Source organism: Spongiactinospora rosea (assembly GCF_003315795.1).
Classification (GTDB): domain Bacteria; phylum Actinomycetota; class Actinomycetes; order Streptosporangiales; family Streptosporangiaceae; genus Spongiactinospora; species Spongiactinospora rosea.
The window spans coordinates 343,984-361,776 of the sequence record NZ_QMEY01000007.1 but is presented as its reverse complement, the minus strand read 5'-3'; the positions used below and the strand labels follow the sequence as shown (position 1 = coordinate 361,776).

Here is a 17,793-nt window from a genome sequence, read left to right as displayed (position 1 = left end):
CGTTGGGAATCGGCTCGCACTGGCCCTTTGACCAGTGGGGACGCTTCCTGCCCGAGCACACCACCGCGGTCAGTCTGCTGGACCGGCTCCTGCACCACAGCATCGTGGTGGTCACCGAAGGTGAGTCCTTCCGGATGAAACAGGCACGAACCAGGACACCAGCACGCTTGATCAAGAAGTAGTCAACTACGAAGAGGTGGGGACTTCTACATGGCCACCAGCGGCGACACGCACTTGGCCGTTGACAAGTGTCCGGGGTTGCGCGGGAGTGGGTGGCTGCCCGTCGTTCATGCACCGGCTATCGGCGGTGTGTTGACCTTCTGGTCGGTCGATCAAGCTCGCCTTTGCGCAGGTCCTGGCCGACCTTGTGGGACGGGCGAGCACTGCCGGTGTCGTGCGCCGTTGTGGTCTGGGCCTGCGCAAAATCGAACTCACCTACCGCTCCGGCCCGCAGTACACGGTGCTCGAAGCCCAGACACCGGAGTTCAGGCAGTAGCGGGGTTTTATCCTGCAAAGTCCGCTCGACGTCGGGGTGTCTCCTGTGCCGCGTGTTCTGGACCCGGCCTCCCGCTCCGGCAAGCCCTCCTAATGTCGCCCCCCCCACCATCACTACCGGTGGTCGTGGGCGGCGGCTGTTGTCGTTGGAGGGCAGCAGGGGGTGGGCTGGGCGGTGGGGGGTGGGCAGCAGGTGTTGCCGTGCCAGGTGGCGTGGCCCTCCTTGGCTGCGATGGCGGCGATGACCAGGGCGGCGATCGGGTCGGCCCAGTGCCAGCCGAAAAGGCTGTTGAGGGCGAGGCCGGCCAGGAGTACGGCCGACAGGTAGGTGCAGAGCAGGGTCTGCTTGGAGTCGGCGACCGCGGTGGCGGAGCCCAGTTCGCGGCCCGCGCGGCGTTGGGCGTGGGAGAGGAACGGCATGACCAGCAGTGAGAGGGCGGCGAGTGCCAGGCCCGGGGTGGAGTGCTCGGCCTGGTCCGTGCCGAGCAGGGTGCGGACGGACTCGAAGGTGACGTAGATGGCGAGGGCGTAGAACGAGATCGCGATCAGTCGCAGGGTGACCCGCTCCCGCCGTTGTGGGTCGGCGGCGGAGAACTGCCAGGCGACGGCGCCGGCCGAGGCCACTTCGACGAGGGAGTCCAGTCCGAAGCCGATCAGCGCTCCGGAGGAGGCCATGGCGCCCGCGGTGAGGGCGATGGCGGCCTCGGCCAGGTTGTAGGCGATGGTGGCGGCCACCAGCAGCCGGATGCGCCGGGTCAGTACGGCGCGGCGCGCCGGGCCGGGGGTGAGCGGGACGGCGGTCATAGAGAGTGTCCTCTCTGACGGGCAGGACGGGACAAGGGTCAGGTGCAGCAGTTCTGTTCGTCGGCGTCGAGGCAGGTGCGGTCGGTGGCCACGGCGACGACCGCGGCCAGCAGGTCGTCGAGCGCGTGCCCGAGGCGTGGGTCGGCCAGTTCGTAGCGGGTACGCCTGCCGACCGGGACGGCGACCACCAGGCCGCAGTCGCGCAGGCAGGCCAGGTGGTTGGACAGCCGGGTGCGGGAGATGCCGAGCAGTTCGGCCAGGTCGGCGGGATGGGCCGGGGCCTCGCGCAACGCGACGAGAACGCGGCAGCGGATCGGGTCGGCGAGCGCCCGCCCGAACCTGGCGAGTACTTCGATGCCCGTGGCCGTGGTCACCATATCGGCAACAGTACAGCAGTTCTTGAATTCACAACACCCTGAATCCTTGAAGCCTTGACGGCTCTTTGGATGCCGCCATGTCGGCCGATTACTCTGTGTGTTAGAATGAGTGCAGCAAGTAGCGATGATTTGGGGGGTTCGTTACGTGGGCCAATGCCCGCCACCCGCTCGGGTGATCTTCTTGGGCGGGCTTGGCCGAAGTGGCAGCACGCTCTTGGAGCGATTGCTGGGAGAGGTGCCGGGGGTGGTGCCGCTCGGTGAGGTCGTGCATCTGTGGGCGCGGGGGTTGATCGATGGGGAGCCGTGTGGGTGCGGGGTTCCGTTGCCGGAGTGCGGGTTCTGGGTGGAGGTCGGGCGACTGGCCTTCGGTGGATGGGCCCCGGAGCTGGCCGAGCGCATGATCGAGCTGCGCCAGAGAGTCGATCGCACCCGCCGGATTCCGCCGCGGCTGACCATCGAGCTGGTCGAATACGTGAGCGTCTATCACCGCCTCTACGCGGCGGCGGGCGAGGTCGCGGACAGTCCCGTGGTGGTCGATTCGAGCAAGCACGCATCGCTGGCGTTCTGCCTGGCCGCGGCCGGTGTACCGGTCCATGTCGTGCATCTGGTACGCGACCCCCGGGCCGTGGCACACTCATGGCAAAGGCGGATCATCAGGCCGGAAGACGGCACCCCGATGCCTCGCTGGTCACCGGCCCGCACCGCCGCGCACTGGACCACGCAAAACCTCGCACTTGAGCTGCTCGCGGGGAAGGGAGTGCCGGTGACCAGAGTCCGTTATGAGGACCTGCTCGATTCGCCGCGCACCGTCTTCGCCCGCCTGCTCACCCGCCTCGACCTGGCGCCCCGGCTCGACTTCCTGACCGACCGCCAGGTCCACCTGACCACCGCGCACACCGCGTCCGGCAATCCGATGCGGTTCACCTCCGGCACGGTGGAGCTGGTCCGCGACGACAACTGGCGGCAGGCGCTGCCCTGCGGTCAGCGGCTCCTGGTGACCGCGCTGACGCTGCCGCTCATGCTCCAGTACGGCTACCGCGCGAGGGCGGCCGCATGACGCCGCCCCCATCGGTCGGAGTGGTGATCGCGACCCGCGGCAGGCGGCCGAAGTCGCTGCGCGCCGCGACCCTGGCGGCCGTCCGGCAGGACTATCCGGGAGCGGTCCGAGTCGTCGTGGTGGCAGATGGCGGCCATGAGCTCGTGGTCACGGTGGCCGGCCAACTGGCCGGGATCGTGTCCGAGACCGGGGCCGATCTCCGGGTGCTCCCCAACGAGGGACGCCCGGGTCTCCCCGGAGCGCGCAATACCGGCATCGCCGCACTCCACACCGATCTCGTGGCGTTCTGCGATGACGACGACGAGTGGCTCCCCGGCAAGCTCGCCGCCCAGGCGGCGGCGCTCGCCGGGAGTCCCGCCGCCGAGTTCGCCAGTTGCGGCATCGAGGTCGAGTACGGCACGCGCCGCACCGTGCGACTGGCAGGCACCGACACGATCACACCCGCTCACCTCATGAGGTCCCGGATGGTCATGGTGCATTCCTCTACTTTCATGTTCCGCCGCGAAGCCGCCCTGCGGGTCGACGAAAGCGCCCCAGGCGGTCAGAACGAAGACTGGGATTTCGCGCTGCGCGCGGCCAAGCGGCACCCGATCGCCCACGTCGATCAGCCCCTGGTCAGAGTCCATTGGGGCGTCTCCGACTACATCGCCCAGTGGGCGGACCGGATCGCCGGGCTGCAGTGGATGCTCGCCCGGCACCAGGAGCTGGCCGTAGATCCACGCGGCGCGGCACGGATCTACGGCCAGCTCGCGTTCGCCCACGCGGCGCTCGGCCATCGCCGTGAGGCGTGCAGGTGGGCTCTGCGCGCCTCGGCCGCCCGGCTCGCCGAGCCGCGTGCCGCACTGGCCCTCATCGTCGCCGCCGGTCTGGTGTCGGCGCACACGGTTCTGCACCGGCTGCACACGTGGGGCCGGGGCATATGAGCGGCCACTTACCCGAGCGTTCCTCGGGTTCCTCTGCTGCTTCCGCCGGTCGTGTGGTGGTGGGACGGGTCGCGTTCGACCCGCTCACCGAAGGCGAGGTCGTCGAACGCGTCGTACAGGCGTTCCGGACGGGGCACGGCGGTCACATCGTCACCCCCAATGTCGACATCTGCCGGGCGGCGCGCCGGGACAAGGAGATCGCGGCGCTGGTGGCCTCCGCGGACATCGCGGTGGCCGATGGCATGCCACTGGTGTGGGCGTCCAAGCTGCTCGGCACGCCGGTGCCGCGCCGGGTCGCGGGCGCCGACCTGATCTGGTCGCTGTCGGCGGCGGCGGCCCGCGAGGGCATGCCGATCTACCTGCTCGGCGGGCCTTCGGGGGTGCCTGAGCTGGCCGCCCAGGCGCTGGCGGCGCGCAGCCCGGGGCTGACGGTGGCGGGGGCTTCTGCGCCGCCGTTCGGGTTCGAGTCGTCGGCGGCGGAATGGGCGCGGGTCAAACGCGAGGTGGTCGCGGCGGGGCCGCGACTGGTGTTCGTCGGGCTGGGCTTTCCCAAACAGGACCGCCTGATCGCGGGCCTGCGCGCCGACCTGCCTGACGCGTGGTTCATCGGCTGCGGCGCGGCGGTCACCTTCGCGGCGGGCGCGGCCCGGCGAGCGCCGGACTGGATGCGCCACGCGGGGCTGGAGTGGCTGCACCGGCTCATCAAGGAGCCTGTGCGCCTGGCCCGCCGCTACCTGATCCACGACCTGCCGTTCGCGGCCCGCCTGCTCACCACATGCGCGGCCCGCAGAATCTTCCGACGCCACACTTCCGGCGGGCTCACCAGCTGACCACCCACTCGACCGACGGCGGGCTTCGGGGGGCCTGCCTGGGCGTCATCTGCTCATCGGGGTTCGGGGTGTTCTGTGGGTGTGCGGTGGTCGGTGCCCGAGAGCGCTTGTGCTCAGGGGACGTACGCCGGTCGTCGTTGGGATTTGGTGCTGGGGTCGTTGCGATCTGGTGGGTGGTCAGGAGCAGAGGGTGCGGATGTGGGTGATGTCGGTGGGGGTCAGGCCGTTGGGGGGGAGGTGGGCGGCGGCGTGGGAGTTCGTGCGGCGGTAGGCGGTGCGGGACAGGGAGAGGCCGCTCCAGGCGAAGGGGGATTGGGGGCCGGTGATGGGGGCGGTGCAGGCTTGGGTGATGCGTTTTTCGGCGCGGGGGGACCAGTTCAGGCCGGTCCGGTCGTAGAGGGTGTGGAAGCCGCCGAGGGGGTCTCTGGCCAGGTCCTCGTACTGGACGACCTGGATGCCCGGGTGCTGGGACGCGAGGCGGGCCGTGATGGTGGCGGTGAGCCGCCACAGGGTGGCGGCCTTGGTGATCCGGCCGGTGGAGTCGGCGAGGGCGCTCAGCTCTGCGACCTCGGGGTGGTCGCGGACGAGTAGCGGCTGGTCCAGCAGGTCGCGGAAGTGGATGGTCCAGCCGAGCCGCTGCCAGCTCGCCACGAAGGACACCGGGTCGCGGCGCAGTACGATCACCCGGCAGCCGAGCCGGTCGGCGAACCAGCCCGCCGATAGCACCGCGAACGGATCGTCGAGCAGGGCCCGGGCGTGTCGCAGCCGGCCGGCGGTGAACGCGGTGCCGTAGCGGATGAGCCTGGCGAGGTCGTACGGCGAGCGGTTGCGGCGGAGTTCGGCGGCGAACCGGTAGCGCAGCGCCACGGTGTCGCGGAACGCGGGCAGCCAGGTGTCCTCGTTGTCCCGGCAGATGTACTGGAAGCGGTGGGTGACCTCGGCGTTCAGCACGCCGGGGCAGCGGCCGGGCGGGTGCTGCGGGTTCAGCGGCTCGTTGACGTAGACCAGCCCGCCGCCCGCCGTGAGCATCCGGCCGGTCCAGCTCGTGCCGCTGCGCGGCAGGCCGGTGACCAGGATGGGCGCGCTCATGCCGCGCCCTCGTGCCAGGTGCGGGGGCGCAGGGCGGCCGGGGTGTGCCGGCCGAAGGGGCGCAGCCGGTACTTGCGGTGCAGGTGGAACAGGGGCAGCAGGTTCTTCACGAGTACTCCGGCCGACCAGCCGAGCGCCGCGCCCAGCGCCCCGTGCGCGGGTACGAGGGCGATGTCGGCGGCCACGGTCACGGTGATGGCGATGGTGGTGTTCGCCAGGCTTGTGGTGGTGTGTCCGGCGGCGATCAGGGCGAGGTCCGCCATCCCGCACGCCGAGGCGATCATCATGGTCACGGCCAGTACGACGGCCACCTGCGCGCCCCGCTCGTAGGCGGCGCCGAGCAGCGCCGGGAGCCACGGCGCGAGCGCCGCGTAGGCGATCCACACCGGCCAGGTCAACGCGACCAGCCACAGCGTGGTCACCTGGTAGAGGCGTCGCGCGGTGTGCAGGTCGTGGCCGGTCAGGGCGCGGACGAGCCGGGGCTGGACGGCGTGCGCGAGCCCCTGGGCGGTGAGCTGGCCGATCAGCTTGAAGCGGGTCGCCGCCGTGTAGCAGGCCGCCTCGACCGGCCCGGCGAGCACCGCCACGATCACGATGTCCAGCCGCTGGAACACCGCCTGGATCCCCCCGGCCGCCGCCCGGGGGCCGGTGTGCCGCCAGAGTTCGGCTGCGGCGTGGCGGGTGTGCCGCGCACGCTCGTCGGCCCCCGGCCCGGGGCCGCCTACGGCCTCGGGTGGCGTGCCGGGCCCGGTCTGCCGATGCTCGGCTCCCAGCATGTACCGGGCTTCGGTCCTGGCGACCACCGCCGGTGGGGTGTGGCGGTACAGCCAGAGGGCGGCCAGGGCCAGGACCGGTACGTACGGCAGGGCCCAGGCTAGAGGCAGCGCGGACGCCGAACCGGCGATGGTGGCCAGGCAGATCAGGGTGAGCTGGGTGAGCGGCTGAACCACCCCGAGGAGGTACGTGGTCGGGCCCATCGCCCCGAGCCCCCTGGTCGCCGCCACGAGGACGTCCGCGCAGGCGATGAACGGCAGCGCGAGGGCCAGCAGCCGGACCCACTCGCCCGGTACGCCGGTGACGTCGGCGACGGTGGGCGCGAGAAGGTACACGGCGACTCCGGTGACCGTGGAGAGGGCGATCACCGGATACCCCGCTGCCCGGACATAAGCGGACATGGGGGCGCGCTCGGCACCTGAGGAGTGGTGGGCCAGCGCGTGGACCAGGCCGTTGCTCGCGTCCAGCCGTACGACCCCGGCCGTCATCAGGCACAGGGCCATCGCGGTGAACAGCGCGCCCGCCGTGGCGGGCGGGAACGACCGGGTCACCACCAGGACCAGCGCCACCTGCGCCGCCGCCCCCGCCCCCGCCCCCGCAAGGCCCAGCACCCCGCCTCTGGCCACGGACGCCAGCGAACGTCCCGGCGCGGTCACCGGAGCCATGAGGGGGGATGGCCCAGCCAGGGCGTGAGGCGGGAGTCCCAGGGCTCGAAGTGGGCGGCGAGGCGGCGGCGCAGCCGGGCCGGCATCGGGGCGGCGCGCGGGCGCGCGTTGTGGCAGGCGAACCCCGGCACGGTCAGCTCCGGCAGGCCGAGGAACCGCAGCACCTCCGCGTAGACGGCCGCCGGGGAGGTGAAGAATCGGTGGCTGTCCACCACCAGCAGGTGATCGCGGCCGACCAGCGGCTCGATCCGGGCGAGTTGTTCGGCGTAGCGGCCCCTGGCCAGGTACGCGTGGTGGCGGTGGGCGTGGCTGCCGGCCCGGGGGTCGGCGGACAGCCGTTCGGGTTCGCCCGCCAGGCGTTCGTCCTCCAGGAGCACCGCGCGCTCGAAGCAGGGCTCGCGCTCGTACCCCCGGGCCAGCTCGTGCGCGTGGGCGGAATAGGCGCGTTCGACCGGATCGCGGACCAGGACGATCAGCTTCACCCCGGGCAGTTCCTTGGCGATCCGGGCCGCCGCCAGTGGGTGGAACAGGTAGTAGGGCGACGACTCAAACGCGACCGGCCGGTGTCCGTACATCCGGTGCAGACGTGCCGCCGTGGCGCGAAGCGGGAAATGAGCGCGATACCACCGCATCTCATGCTCATACGCCATGTCGAAGTAGTGGACGCCCTTGCGGAGCACCGGCTTGAGCACCAGGGGGTGCTGGGACAGCGCCCGGTACAGGGAGGTCGTGCCGCAGCGCTGCGCCCCGATGATCAGGAAGCCGGGCAGCACCCGGTGACCGGCGGTGAGCCTGCCCGTGACCAGCGACACCGCGTGCGCGGAGCACTTGAGCGAGTGTCCGAGTGAGCCGGTGAGCGTACGCGCGATGGCCCCCGGCACGGCGTGCCGGTGGCTCAAAGGATCGGCTCCGCGTGGTCGATGAGCGGCGACAGCCAAATCGCGGGCGGCCCGAGCGGTTCGTGCCCGTCAGCGGCGTGCCGGTCGGCGAGCGCGATCAGGTAGCGCAGCACGGTCAGCCGGGCCTCGGCGGAGGACAGGCCGTACGGGGCGAGCACGCCCGTCGCCTGCGCCAGGCAGGCCCGGGCCGCGAGCGCCGGACGCATCCGCCGCAGCGCCCGGTGCAGGAAGAAGTGCACCGCGTCGAACCCCAGCGGCACCCCGGTCGCGAACCGCTCCCAGTCCCACACCAGCATCCGCCCGTCCGGCGCGGGCGCCATGTTCCAGGGGGTGAGGTCGCCGTGCCAGGCGTACGGTTCGCCGGGGCACAGCTCGGCGATCTCGCGTACGGCGGCGCGTACCGTGTCACCCGCGAAACGCGTGCCCCGGGGATGGCGGCGGGGCACCGGCAGCGGCGACACCGCCAGCACCGAGAGGCCCCGCCAGGTGCCGTGGTGCAGCACGGTCGGCGCGGTCACCACCTTGAGCGGCAGGTCGGCGACCAGGCGCAACGCCCGCGCCTCGTCACCGACCAGCTTCGCGGTGCGCTCGGTGTCGCCGATCTTGACGTAGGCGGCGAGCCCGTCCGGCCCGTACGCGGACAGAATGGGCTTGCGGTTGGCGCGCCGGGCCGGGCGTACGTGCAGGACCGTACGGATCGGCATGCCCAGCACCTCGCCCAGGTGATCTTCGATCGACCCGCCGCCGGCCGCCGGGACCATGACCGGCCTGCTCAGCGGGCGGTGCCACCAGCGGCGGCGGACCAGCCTGCGGGGCAGCCGGGCGTGCGGCAGGAGGGAGTACGCGGCCATGTCGCCGCCGTCGTCGTCCCTGGGGAACAGCAGGCGTACCGTCTCGTCGAGATAGCGCACCCGGACACGAGCGTCATTCACGGTGACCCCTTGGCTAGGGACCCTCTCCACAGGAGGGCGAACGAGATCATGTAGAACGCGAGGGGGGTGAAGTAGCCGTCGTAGATGAGCATGTAGAAGAGCACCAGCAGCATGATCAGCACCCCGGCCAGGCCCACCGGGCTCCGGTCGCGCCACCACCGCAGCACCGCGCCCCCGAAGAACGCGATGTAGAGCGCCGCCCCCACGAACCCCTGGGCGAGCGCCAGATGCCACAGATGACCGTCGCTGCCGAGCGGGGGATGCCCGCACTCGTCGCACCACTGCGTCTTGCCCGTGGTGATCGAACGGTGGTTGCCCAGCGCGTTGCGGGTGTTGCCGTAGCCGATGATCGGCGAGTGGGCGGCGGCGGCGATGGTCGCGGACACGGTGAAGGCACGGACGTCGTTGCTGTGCGGGTTGTCCAACCGCTGGACGACCACGGCCTGCAGCGGGCTCTGCAGGAAGAGCAGCGCCCCGGCGGCCGTGGCCACGCAGACCGCGATGCGGGCGCGGGCGCTGAGCCGCATGGCCAGGTAGAGGGCGGCCAGGGCGATGCCGATCCACAGGCCCCGGTTGAGCGAGTAGACCACCGGTACGGCGGCCACCGCCAGCACCCCCGCGACGGCCAGCCGGTGACGGGCCCCGCCGTACACCCACCAGCCCACCACGAACCACACGGCGAGCACCGACAGGTTGCTGCCCCAGGCGTTGGCCCACTCGAAGGGGGCCTCGGGGCGGGGGGCGGCGTGGCCGAGGACCTTCTGGGTCTGTGCGGCGGTGGGGTGGATCAGGTTACTGACGAACGAGTTGCCGCCGACCCAGTCGGGGAGCGCGAGTTCGACCGGGGAGGTGAACTGGAAGCCGGGGGCGAGCAGGCCCAGCACGCCGCCGGCGACGGTGACCACGAACAGCGCGCCGAGCATCCGGACCAGGGTGAGCTGCGGCAGCTCGCGCTGGGTGAGGTTGCCCAGGTAGAGCACGACGATGAGGAGCGCGGCGCAGAGCGCCAGGCGCATGAGGTGGCCGAGCACCCTGCCCTGGGTCAGGTCACCGTAGGTGCCGGGGGGGTTTTCCGCGAGCATCAGCGCGCCGAGGGCCTGGCCGGCGAGGAGGAGCAGCCACAGGCCGAACCCCGGAGGTACCTTGATCGGCCTGCGCCGCCACAGGACGACGGCCATCGGCCCCGCCACGACGATCACCGACAGGCCGCCGAAGCCGAGGGCCCACCAGAGGGGGTAGCCGATGAGTAACGCGGCGATGGGCCACGCGGCCGGGTGGAGGCGCAGGCGCTTGCCGTGGGTCTTGGGGGTCACGTCTCGCGCCAGGGGTCGGGCGGATCAGAGTCTTCTAGCCAGGACTGGAGGGCGTTGCGGGGGGCTGGGCGGTCGTCGCGTTCGTCCGGGTCCTTCCGGGTGGGGGGATAGGGGGGGCTGGTCCGGCGGGGTGCTGCCGGGGGTGGCGGATCGACGTCTTGGCGATCGTCGCCGCGGGACGCCCGGTCGCCCCATGACCTTGGGCTGGGGGAGAGGGCGTCGTCCCAGGTCTCGGGGGCGGGGTCGGCTGGAGTGCTCGGGTGGTCGGGGGCGGAGAGATCGCCCCATTTGGGGCCGGTGCGTGGTTCGTCGTGGGGGTCGGCCCAGCGGGAGCCGGACCTGGTGGGGCGGTGCGTCGGGCTCGGACTCGGGCTCGGACTTGGGCTCGGGCCGTCCAGGGGGTCGGGCGGTGCGGCCCAGCGGGGTGCGGCGTCGTTGAGCTGCTGCAACGGGCTGGTGATCAGGGCTTCGGTCGCGTGGGTGCCGGTGGTGGTGCCGTCTTCAGCGGCCGGACGGCCCGGCCTGGCCTTGCCCGGAGCGGGGACGACCAGCTTGCCGAGCCCTTCCGGCCCGGGCCCGGCGTCTCGCCTGGCACGAGCGACCTCTCCGGGGGCGACGGGGGCGCCCTCGCCGGTCTGCGGGCGCGGCGGTACGGGCCACTCGTCCGCGCCTCCGGGTGCCTGCGGTACGCCGTGCGCCCTGTCCCGGCCGGACCGCGAACGCGCGGTCGTGAGCTGCGCGGCCAGCGCCTGCTGCTCCTCCGGCGAGGCGGTACGCGAGGGCGGCGTCGGCACGGCGGCCGACGGCGAACGGGGCGCTCCGGCAGGCTGACCGGCCTGAGCAGGCCGCGCAGGCCCGAACGGCCCTGCGGGCACGGCGAATCCGGCGGACTCCATGGGCTCGGCGGGCCGGTCAGGGCGCGCGGTGGGATCGGCGGGCCGGTCAGAGTGCCCGGTACGTCCGCCGGGCTGCTCACCGAGTGCGGCACCCCGGTCCGAGCGGGCGCTCGCCCCGGGGGCTTCGGCGAATCCGGCGGACTCCGTGGAGTCGCCGGGCCGGCCGGCATGCCCCGTGAGCCGGTCGGTGTGCGCAGTACGTCCGCCAGGGCGGTCGGAGTAGGAGGCGGGATCGGCGGGCCAGTCGGAGCGCCCGGTACGCCCGGCGGGCTGGCCAGGAGGCGGAGTACGTCCGCCGGGGCGGTCGAAGTGGGCGCCGGCTCCGGGGGCTTCGGCGAATCCGGTGGATTCCATGGATTCGGCGGGCCAGTCGGTACGTCCGGCGGGCTGGTCACGAGGCGGAGTACGTCGGGCGGGCCCGTCAGAGTGGGCGCTGCCGGGCCCGGGGGCTTCGGCGAATCCGGTGGACTGCATGGATTCGGCGGGCCAGTCGGTACGTCCGGCGGGCTGGTCACGAGGTGGAGTACGTCGGGCGGGCCGGTCGAAGTGGGCGTCGGCTCCGGGGGATTCCATGGGTTCGGCGGGCCGGTCAGGACGCTCAGTGCGTCCCGTGGGGCGGTCGGAGCGTCCCTTACGTCGGGTGGGGCGGTCCGAGCTGGTGGGGTCGGTGGGCCAGTCGGAGTTCGGGGGGGAGTCGCGGCGGGTACGGCGGGCGCGGCGGCGGGCCGGGCGTACCACGACGGCTCCGATCAGCCGCGCTCCCGCGCGGCGAAGCGCCTGTGCCGCCGCGTTGACCTCGCGCGCCGGGACCCCGCGCAGCGCGACCAGCAGCACCGCGCTGTCGGCGTGGGCGAGGTCGTGCAGGCCCTCGCCGGTGAGGACGCGGGTCGGGTCGAGCGGGCGGGCGAGGGCGTCGGCGAGTTGCCGCGCCTCGTGGTCCGCGCCGACGGGACGGATGAGCAGATGGCCGCCCGGACGGGCGGCGAGCAGCGTGGACGCCAGCTCCTGCGGCGTGTCGGGGTCGCGGCCCGCGGGGACCCCGGACGGCCCGGCGATCACCGGGACGCCGGTCAGCCGTTCGACGTCGCGGGCCGTGCGCAGCCGAGTGTCGAGGCGGTCGCGGGCGAAGGCGGCCCCCGCCCCCGCGAGCATGCCGATCATCAGGCCGCTGCCGAGGTAGAGCGCGGGGCTGGGCGCGCTCGGCGCGCCGGGCGGCACCGCCTCGCTGATCACCGAGCCGGGGGTGATGGCGACCGTCCTGAGCGTGTCGTATCTGACCGTGAGGTTGTAGACCTGGCGGCTCAGCACGTCTTGCTGCTGCTGGGCGATCGTGCGCTCGGCGGTGCCTCTGGCCAGGCCGGGCAGTGTGGTGGCGATCTTGCTCAGGTCGTCGTTGAGCTGCTTGAGCTTGGCGGTGAAGGCCCTGAGCTGGGTGCTCACCTCGCGCTGCGCGGCCTCGGTGCGGTGCTGGAGGTAGGCGTCGGCGTACGCGCGGGCGTGTGCGGCGGCGGAGGCCGGGGTGGCGGCGGTCGCGGAGATCGACAGCACGGCCGAGTTGGGGGGGACGGCGACCGCGATCGTGGCGGCCGGGATCGGCTCTGCCATCGCGGAGGGCGTCAGCTTGGCACGGGCCTTCTCGGCGACCACGGCCGACTGGGCGACCTGGGCCTCGGTGTCGAGGTTGAGGGACTCCCGCTGGCGGCCGTTGACCTGGTTGGACAGGTCGTTGATCCCGGTGGGGGAGACCAGGACCTGGGTGGTCGAGGTGTAGGCGGGCGGGGTCACCCTGAGCAGCGCGGCGCCGCCGGTGAACCCGGAGGCCAGGCAGAAGAAGAAGATCAGCCAGCGTCTGCGCAGCAGTGAGGTGTACTCGGACAGGTCCGTGCCCGAACCGCGCTCGGGAAAGTCCGGCGACAGGCCGCTCATGGAAATCGTGCCCCTCCCGCCTGGTTCGGGTAGTTGCGCGAATCGGTTCGCGCACGCAAAGATGAACGGCTCCCCACTATAAGCCGGTCGGCCATTTCGCCGACCCGCTTGACCGATATTTTCCGTCCTGCGGATGAATTTCGGCAGGTAAAAGGTGGGGGGTTGGTGGTGGTTGCGCGGAAATATTTGGACATAGCTGGGCGAGTGGCCGGGCAAGAGCTATGTAAAGTGCCTGACGTGAGGTGATCCGCCGGTGGGATGGTGGGTGGCGGCGGTGCCGGGGGACGCGCGGGCGCGGTTTATGGCGAAGGGAGTGATGAAGTCTTGCGTCATTGTGGTCGTAAGGGTGGAAAATCCGGAATGGTGGCTCTGATCAAGCCGCTGGCCAATTCGCTGGCCAAGCCGCTGATGGGTTTCCGGCTTAATGTGATCTGTCCGTTCTTGCAATGGAAAATCGCAAATATAGGGCGTATCCGAAGCCTCCGGATGCGCGTCGCGATAGTGCCCCCGGCCCCCCATGGCCCGGCCACGGCGTCGCCCTCGGTACGGGGGCGGAGGGTGTCGCTCGCGGCGGTGGCGGCCGTGTCGCTGGGAGGGATCGCCGCGTGCGGCGGCGGTGGCGGGGGGGATCGGATGACCTCCACCGCTGCGACCGAGGCGTCCCATGGCGATCAGGGTGGTGACGGTCGTGATGATCACGACGGTGGTCGTCATGGGGAGGGGAAGGGCCGCCATGACGATGGACACCAGGGCGGCGGGGACCATGGTGGCGGGGACCATGGTCGCGGCCGTACGGAGACCGGGGCCGCTGTGGCTTGTGAGGTGGCGGCGAAGTTGATCCCGTCGTGTGGGGCCTGGTGGGGGATCGCGCCGGAGGTGTTCACCGGGCGGTCGCCGGAGCGGGCGTTGGGGCGGGCCGAGCGGCGGATGGGCCGGCGGGCCGACATCGTGCACCTCTACCACCGGGAGGACGAGCTGTTCCCCACCAGGGAGGAACGCGCCCTCGCCCAGGACCGGCATGCCCCCCGGATGCTCCTGATCAACTGGAAGCCGTCGTTCGATCACACCTGGGCCGCCATCGCCGCCGGCGCCATCGACCGCAGGATCGACCGGCTGGCGCGGCACATCGCCAGGACGTACCGGGAGCCGTTCTTCCTGACCGTCCACCACGAGCCGGAGAACGACGTGCGTGCCGCCCCCGACTCCGGGATGACCGCCGACGACTACGCCGCGATGTACCGGCGGGTGGTGCTGCGGCTGCGGGCCGCCGGGGTGGGCAACGCGGTCACCGTGATGACGTACATGGGCGCGCCCAACTGGGCGTCCAAGCCGTGGTTCGAGCGCCTCTACCCCGGTGACGACGTGGTCGACTGGGTCGCCCTCGACCCCTACGCCGACCGGCGCGTACGCGACTTCGACGGCTTGATCAACAAGCGCCGCGCCGACTACCCCGACTGGCCGGGTTTCTACCGCTGGATGCAGTGGCGCTTCCCCGGCAAGCCGATCATGGTGGCCGAGTGGGGGGTGTTCGAGCGCGGCGGCGACCGGGCCTTCAAGGGGGAGTTCTTCCGCTCGGTACGCAGGCGGATCCAGCACTACCCGCAGATCAAGGCCCTGGTCTACTTCGACTCGCCGCACGCCCCGAGGGGCGACACCCGGTTCGACGCCTCCCCGGGCGCGGGCAGGGCGTTCACCGATCTGGCGCGGGACTCCTACTTTCGTTCGACGCCTGTGGAACGCTGACCCGGGCGGGCCGGACGAACCGCCACCCGGCCAGGCCCGCCACCACCGCGGCACCGACCACGCACAGCGTCACGATGTCGCCCACGCCGAGCAGTTTGAGCGCCGACGCCAGCAGCACGACGGTCAGCAGCGCGCGGATCAGCCCGCCGGGGGCGCGTGCCGAGATCCGCGCGCCCAGGTACACCCCGGGGATCGACCCGACCAGCAGCGATGCCGTCAGGTCGAGCCGGAAGTCGCCGTAGAGCAGGTGCCCGAGGGCCGCCGAGGTCACCAGCGGGACGGCCTGGACGAGGTCCGTGCCGACCAGCTGGTTGGCCCGCAGTGCCGGGTACAGCGCCAGCAGGGCGACCACGATGAGCGAGCCGGACCCCACGGAGGAGATCCCGACGATCAGCCCGCCGACCGTACCGACCAGTAGGGTAGGAATCGGGCGTACCGAAACCACCGGCATCACCCCGGCGTCCGCCACCCCGTCGCCCGGACCCGCCCGCAGCGCCAGCCACGACTTGGTCACCAGCCCGGCCACGGCCAGCAGCAGCGCGACGCCCAGCGCGTACTTCACGGCCTGCTGCACGTCCGCCCCGTCGCCGAACGCACGCGCCACGAACACCCCGCAGAATGCCGCGGGCACCGACCCGGCGCACAGCCACCCGACCATCCGCAGGTCGACCGTGCCGCGCCGCAGGTGGACGAACCCGCCCACCGGTTTCATCACCGCCGAGGCCACCAGGTCGCTGGACACCGCGGCCAGCGGCGGCACGTTGAACACCAGGAGCATCATCGGGGTCATCAAAGCGCCGCCGCCCATGCCGGTCAGCCCGACGATGACGGCGACGAAGAACGACCCGATGACCAGTGGGAGATCGATCACCTGATCCAGCCACCCGATGTGAGCAGGTCGGCGACGCGGGAGACCGCGCGGTCGATCGGCATTCCGGTCGTGTCGATGGTCAGGTCGGCGTCGTCGGGCTCCTCGTAGGGGTCGGAGACGCCGGTGAACTCGGGGATCAGGCCCGCCCGCGCCTTGGCGTACAGGCCCTTGCGGTCGCGGCGCTCGCACTCGGCGAGCGGGGTCGCGACGTGGACCAGCAGGAAGTCGGCGCCGACGGACTCCACCATCTCGCGGACCTCGGCGCGGGTGGCCGCGTACGGCGCGATGGGCGCGCAGATCGCCAGGCCGCCGTGCCTGGCCACCTCGGCGGCCACGAAGCCGATGCGGCGGATGTTGGCGTCGCGGTCGGCCTTGGAGAAGGTCAGCCCGGCCGACAGCAGCCGCCGTACGACGTCGCCGTCCAGGTAGGTCACCGTGCGGCTGCCGCGTTCGAGCAGCACGTCGTGCAGGCCGCGGGCGATGGTGGACTTGCCCGAGCCGGACAGGCCGGTGAAGAACACCACGAGGCCGCGCCGGTGCGGCGGGCCGGGGATGGCGATCGGGTCGGGGGCGGCCAGGTGCTCGCTCGCGCCGTACGCGTCGGCGACGTGCTCGCGCAGCTCCAGGTCGATGGCGGCGGGCTCGCGCGGGGCCAGCGGCACGGCGACGACGGACGTGCCCGCGGGCAGCCTGTCGCGGGCGGCCAGGGCCGCGCGCACCACGGCGGGCCCGGCCTCGCCGTACGCCAGGGGCAGCAGCAGCACCGTGGCCGACAGCTCGGCGGCGGTGGCGGTGATCTCGGCGAGCACGGTGGCGTCGAGCGGGCCGCGCATGGTGACCGCGAGCACCGGGCTTTCGGCAAGCTCCTTGCGCACCTCGGCGGGCGGGCGGCGCAGCCGCGCGAACGGGCCGTGCTCGGGGCCGCCGCTGCCGCCCTCGACCGGACCGGCCACCCCGTGCGGGCCGCGCTCGGTCACGGTCAGTACGCCCAGCGCCGCGCCCTCGGGGTCGAGCAGCGTGATCCGGTCACCGGCCTGGGCCGGATGGTCGGCGGGCAGGTGCAGCAGCACCGGGTCGGGCCAGGGGGTGCCGTCGGCGAGCGTGCCGCGCTCCAGCACGGAGTGCGCGTCCGCGTCGCCGAGGAAGCCGGTGAGCGGGTGGAACGCGCCGGACAGCAGCAGCTCAAGGTCGGCCAGCTCGCGGGCGTCGGGGGTCCACTCGAAGATCGCCGTCATGTGCGCGTCTTACGCTCCGTCGCCATCGAAACCACCATTGAATCGGGCAAATCCCCGCCAACCTACCGCCATGGTCGGGGAGTGTCACCCTAACCACCCGCCCGAACCCGCATCAACCCGGGATCGCCCAGGTCAAGGCGCTCAGATCAGCCGGGCGAACTGGTTCTGCGGACGGCGGATCACGAACGTCACCTCGTCGTGCGCCGACGTGCGCCGCCCCCCGCTGAGCCGGTCGGTCACCGTGCAGGCCAGCCTTCCCAGCCCGCCCAGCGGCCCGCGCAGCGCCGGGCCGCCCACGGCGGTGTGCTCCTCGCTGATCCGCAGCCCCCGGCTCAGGCAGAACGACCGGATGCCGTCGCGGGAGGTGATCGGCTCGTAGATCGCGGGCAGCGGCCCGACCGTGCCGGACGGCGTGAAGCCGCGCCAGGCGGCCCGGCGTACCACCGCGGGCACCCGCCGGGCCCAGAACCCGTAGGCGGACTCGCGGTCGCGCAACCGGATCATCAGCAGCCCGCCGGGGCGCAGGCCGTTCAGCAGCCGGTCGAGCACCAGCTCGGCGTGCCTGATCCGCTCCAGCACATGCTCGACGTGCACCACGTCGAACGACCTGGGCGGCACCGGCACCGAACGCAGGTCGCCGAGCGCGAACGCGTCGAGGTCGTCGCGCGACTCGACGACGCGCCGCAGCGCCGGTAGGTCCTCGTCGATGCCGGTGACCCTGGTCTCCATCGGCCGCGGAAGGGCCGCCCCCGGCCCCGACGCCGTCTCGGTGGCGCGGAACGGGTCGCCGCCCCCGCCGCAGCCGACCGCCAGGACGTCGATCCGCCGCCCCAGATGCTCGGTCCACTGGTCGCGGATCATGCGGTTGAACAGGTCGTCTCGTTCGATGACCGATCTCACCTCGTGCATGTCGCCTAGCGTAGTCAATCCGATCCGGAGAGTTGCGGATACCCGGGCGGCGACG

16 protein-coding genes are annotated in these 17,793 nt (G+C 72.3%); 5 read left to right on the top strand and 11 right to left on the bottom strand.

Annotation, left to right across the window (positions count from 1 at the left end; translation table 11 throughout):
* Positions 1–182, top strand: a 182-nt coding sequence (locus tag DP939_RS19765) for an ATP-binding protein (protein ID WP_158578623.1), incomplete at its 5' end; no start/stop codon positions are given.
* Between the two features lie 427 nt (positions 183–609).
* Here DP939_RS19765 and DP939_RS19760 read toward each other — a convergent pair.
* Together DP939_RS19760 and DP939_RS19755 are read right to left on the bottom strand one after the other, a co-directional pair.
* Positions 610–1,299: a cation transporter gene (locus tag DP939_RS19760; protein ID WP_113982184.1), complete on the bottom strand. Its 690-nt coding sequence runs from the start codon at positions 1,297–1,299 to the stop codon at positions 610–612.
* A gap of 38 nt (positions 1,300–1,337) precedes the next feature.
* Positions 1,338–1,676, bottom strand: a complete 339-nt coding sequence (locus DP939_RS19755; protein WP_113982183.1) for an ArsR/SmtB family transcription factor — start codon at positions 1,674–1,676, stop codon at positions 1,338–1,340.
* Between the two features lie 214 nt (positions 1,677–1,890).
* Between DP939_RS19755 and DP939_RS19750 the strand changes: the two genes are divergently transcribed.
* From DP939_RS19750 to DP939_RS19740, 3 genes are read left to right on the top strand one after another with little or no spacing between them, the layout of a single operon-like run.
* The gene (locus DP939_RS19750) at positions 1,891–2,733 is read left to right on the top strand and encodes a sulfotransferase (RefSeq protein WP_225878372.1); all 843 of its coding nucleotides are present in this window, start codon (positions 1,891–1,893) and stop codon (positions 2,731–2,733) included.
* A complete protein-coding gene (locus DP939_RS19745; protein ID WP_113982181.1) occupies positions 2,730–3,656 on the top strand; it encodes a glycosyltransferase family 2 protein in 927 nt (308 codons plus the stop codon). The genes DP939_RS19750 and DP939_RS19745 overlap by 4 nt, the downstream gene beginning before the upstream one ends.
* Positions 3,657–3,715: 59 nt before the next feature.
* Complete coding sequence (locus DP939_RS19740) at positions 3,716–4,486, top strand: WecB/TagA/CpsF family glycosyltransferase (RefSeq protein ID WP_225878371.1); 771 nt, start codon at positions 3,716–3,718, stop codon at positions 4,484–4,486.
* A 177-nt stretch (positions 4,487–4,663) separates the two neighbouring features.
* Here the strand turns inward: DP939_RS19740 and DP939_RS19735 are convergent, their stop codons facing one another.
* Genes DP939_RS19735 through DP939_RS48745 form a run of 6 tightly spaced genes read right to left on the bottom strand, consistent with a single transcriptional unit; the run spans position 4,664 to position 12,980 of the window.
* Positions 4,664–5,575 (bottom strand): sulfotransferase, encoded by a 912-nt coding sequence (locus DP939_RS19735; RefSeq protein WP_113982179.1) that lies wholly within the window; start codon positions 5,573–5,575, stop codon positions 4,664–4,666.
* Positions 5,572–7,005: a lipopolysaccharide biosynthesis protein gene (locus tag DP939_RS19730; RefSeq protein ID WP_225878370.1), complete on the bottom strand. Its 1,434-nt coding sequence runs from the start codon at positions 7,003–7,005 to the stop codon at positions 5,572–5,574. Before DP939_RS19730 ends, DP939_RS19735 begins: the two co-directional genes overlap by 4 nt.
* Positions 7,002–7,913 carry a sulfotransferase domain-containing protein gene (locus tag DP939_RS19725; protein WP_404828600.1) on the bottom strand — a complete coding sequence of 304 codons (912 nt, stop codon included), beginning with the start codon at positions 7,911–7,913 and terminating at the stop codon, positions 7,002–7,004. Before DP939_RS19725 ends, DP939_RS19730 begins: the two co-directional genes overlap by 4 nt.
* Entirely contained in the window at positions 7,910–8,845 is a 936-nt protein-coding gene (locus DP939_RS19720; protein ID WP_113982177.1) for a hypothetical protein, read from the bottom strand. The genes DP939_RS19725 and DP939_RS19720 overlap by 4 nt, the downstream gene beginning before the upstream one ends.
* Positions 8,842–10,158 carry a hypothetical protein gene (locus DP939_RS19715; protein ID WP_225878369.1) on the bottom strand — a complete coding sequence of 439 codons (1,317 nt, stop codon included), beginning with the start codon at positions 10,156–10,158 and terminating at the stop codon, positions 8,842–8,844. The genes DP939_RS19720 and DP939_RS19715 overlap by 4 nt, the downstream gene beginning before the upstream one ends.
* Positions 10,155–12,980, bottom strand: coding sequence for a YveK family protein (locus DP939_RS48745; protein ID WP_113982176.1), 2,826 nt, complete (start codon positions 12,978–12,980; stop codon positions 10,155–10,157). The genes DP939_RS19715 and DP939_RS48745 overlap by 4 nt, the downstream gene beginning before the upstream one ends.
* Before the next feature lie 834 nt (positions 12,981–13,814).
* Between DP939_RS48745 and DP939_RS19705 the strand changes: the two genes are divergently transcribed.
* Positions 13,815–14,723 (top strand): glycoside hydrolase family 26 protein, encoded by a 909-nt coding sequence (locus tag DP939_RS19705; protein WP_199565268.1) that lies wholly within the window; start codon positions 13,815–13,817, stop codon positions 14,721–14,723.
* On the opposite strand, the gene DP939_RS19700 is transcribed toward DP939_RS19705, so the two are convergent.
* The 3 genes from DP939_RS19700 to DP939_RS19690 form a co-directional block, all read right to left on the bottom strand.
* Positions 14,671–15,594 carry a sulfite exporter TauE/SafE family protein gene (locus DP939_RS19700; RefSeq protein WP_113982175.1) on the bottom strand — a complete coding sequence of 308 codons (924 nt, stop codon included), beginning with the start codon at positions 15,592–15,594 and terminating at the stop codon, positions 14,671–14,673. The two genes, DP939_RS19705 and DP939_RS19700, sit on opposite strands and share 53 nt — an antisense overlap.
* Positions 15,591–16,829 (bottom strand): adenylyl-sulfate kinase, encoded by a 1,239-nt coding sequence (gene cysC, locus DP939_RS19695; protein ID WP_113982174.1) that lies wholly within the window; start codon positions 16,827–16,829, stop codon positions 15,591–15,593. Before cysC ends, DP939_RS19700 begins: the two co-directional genes overlap by 4 nt.
* 141 nt (positions 16,830–16,970) lie before the next feature.
* Positions 16,971–17,738, bottom strand: coding sequence for a class I SAM-dependent methyltransferase (locus tag DP939_RS19690; protein WP_113982173.1), 768 nt, complete (start codon positions 17,736–17,738; stop codon positions 16,971–16,973).
* Positions 17,739–17,793 lie beyond the last annotated feature (55 nt).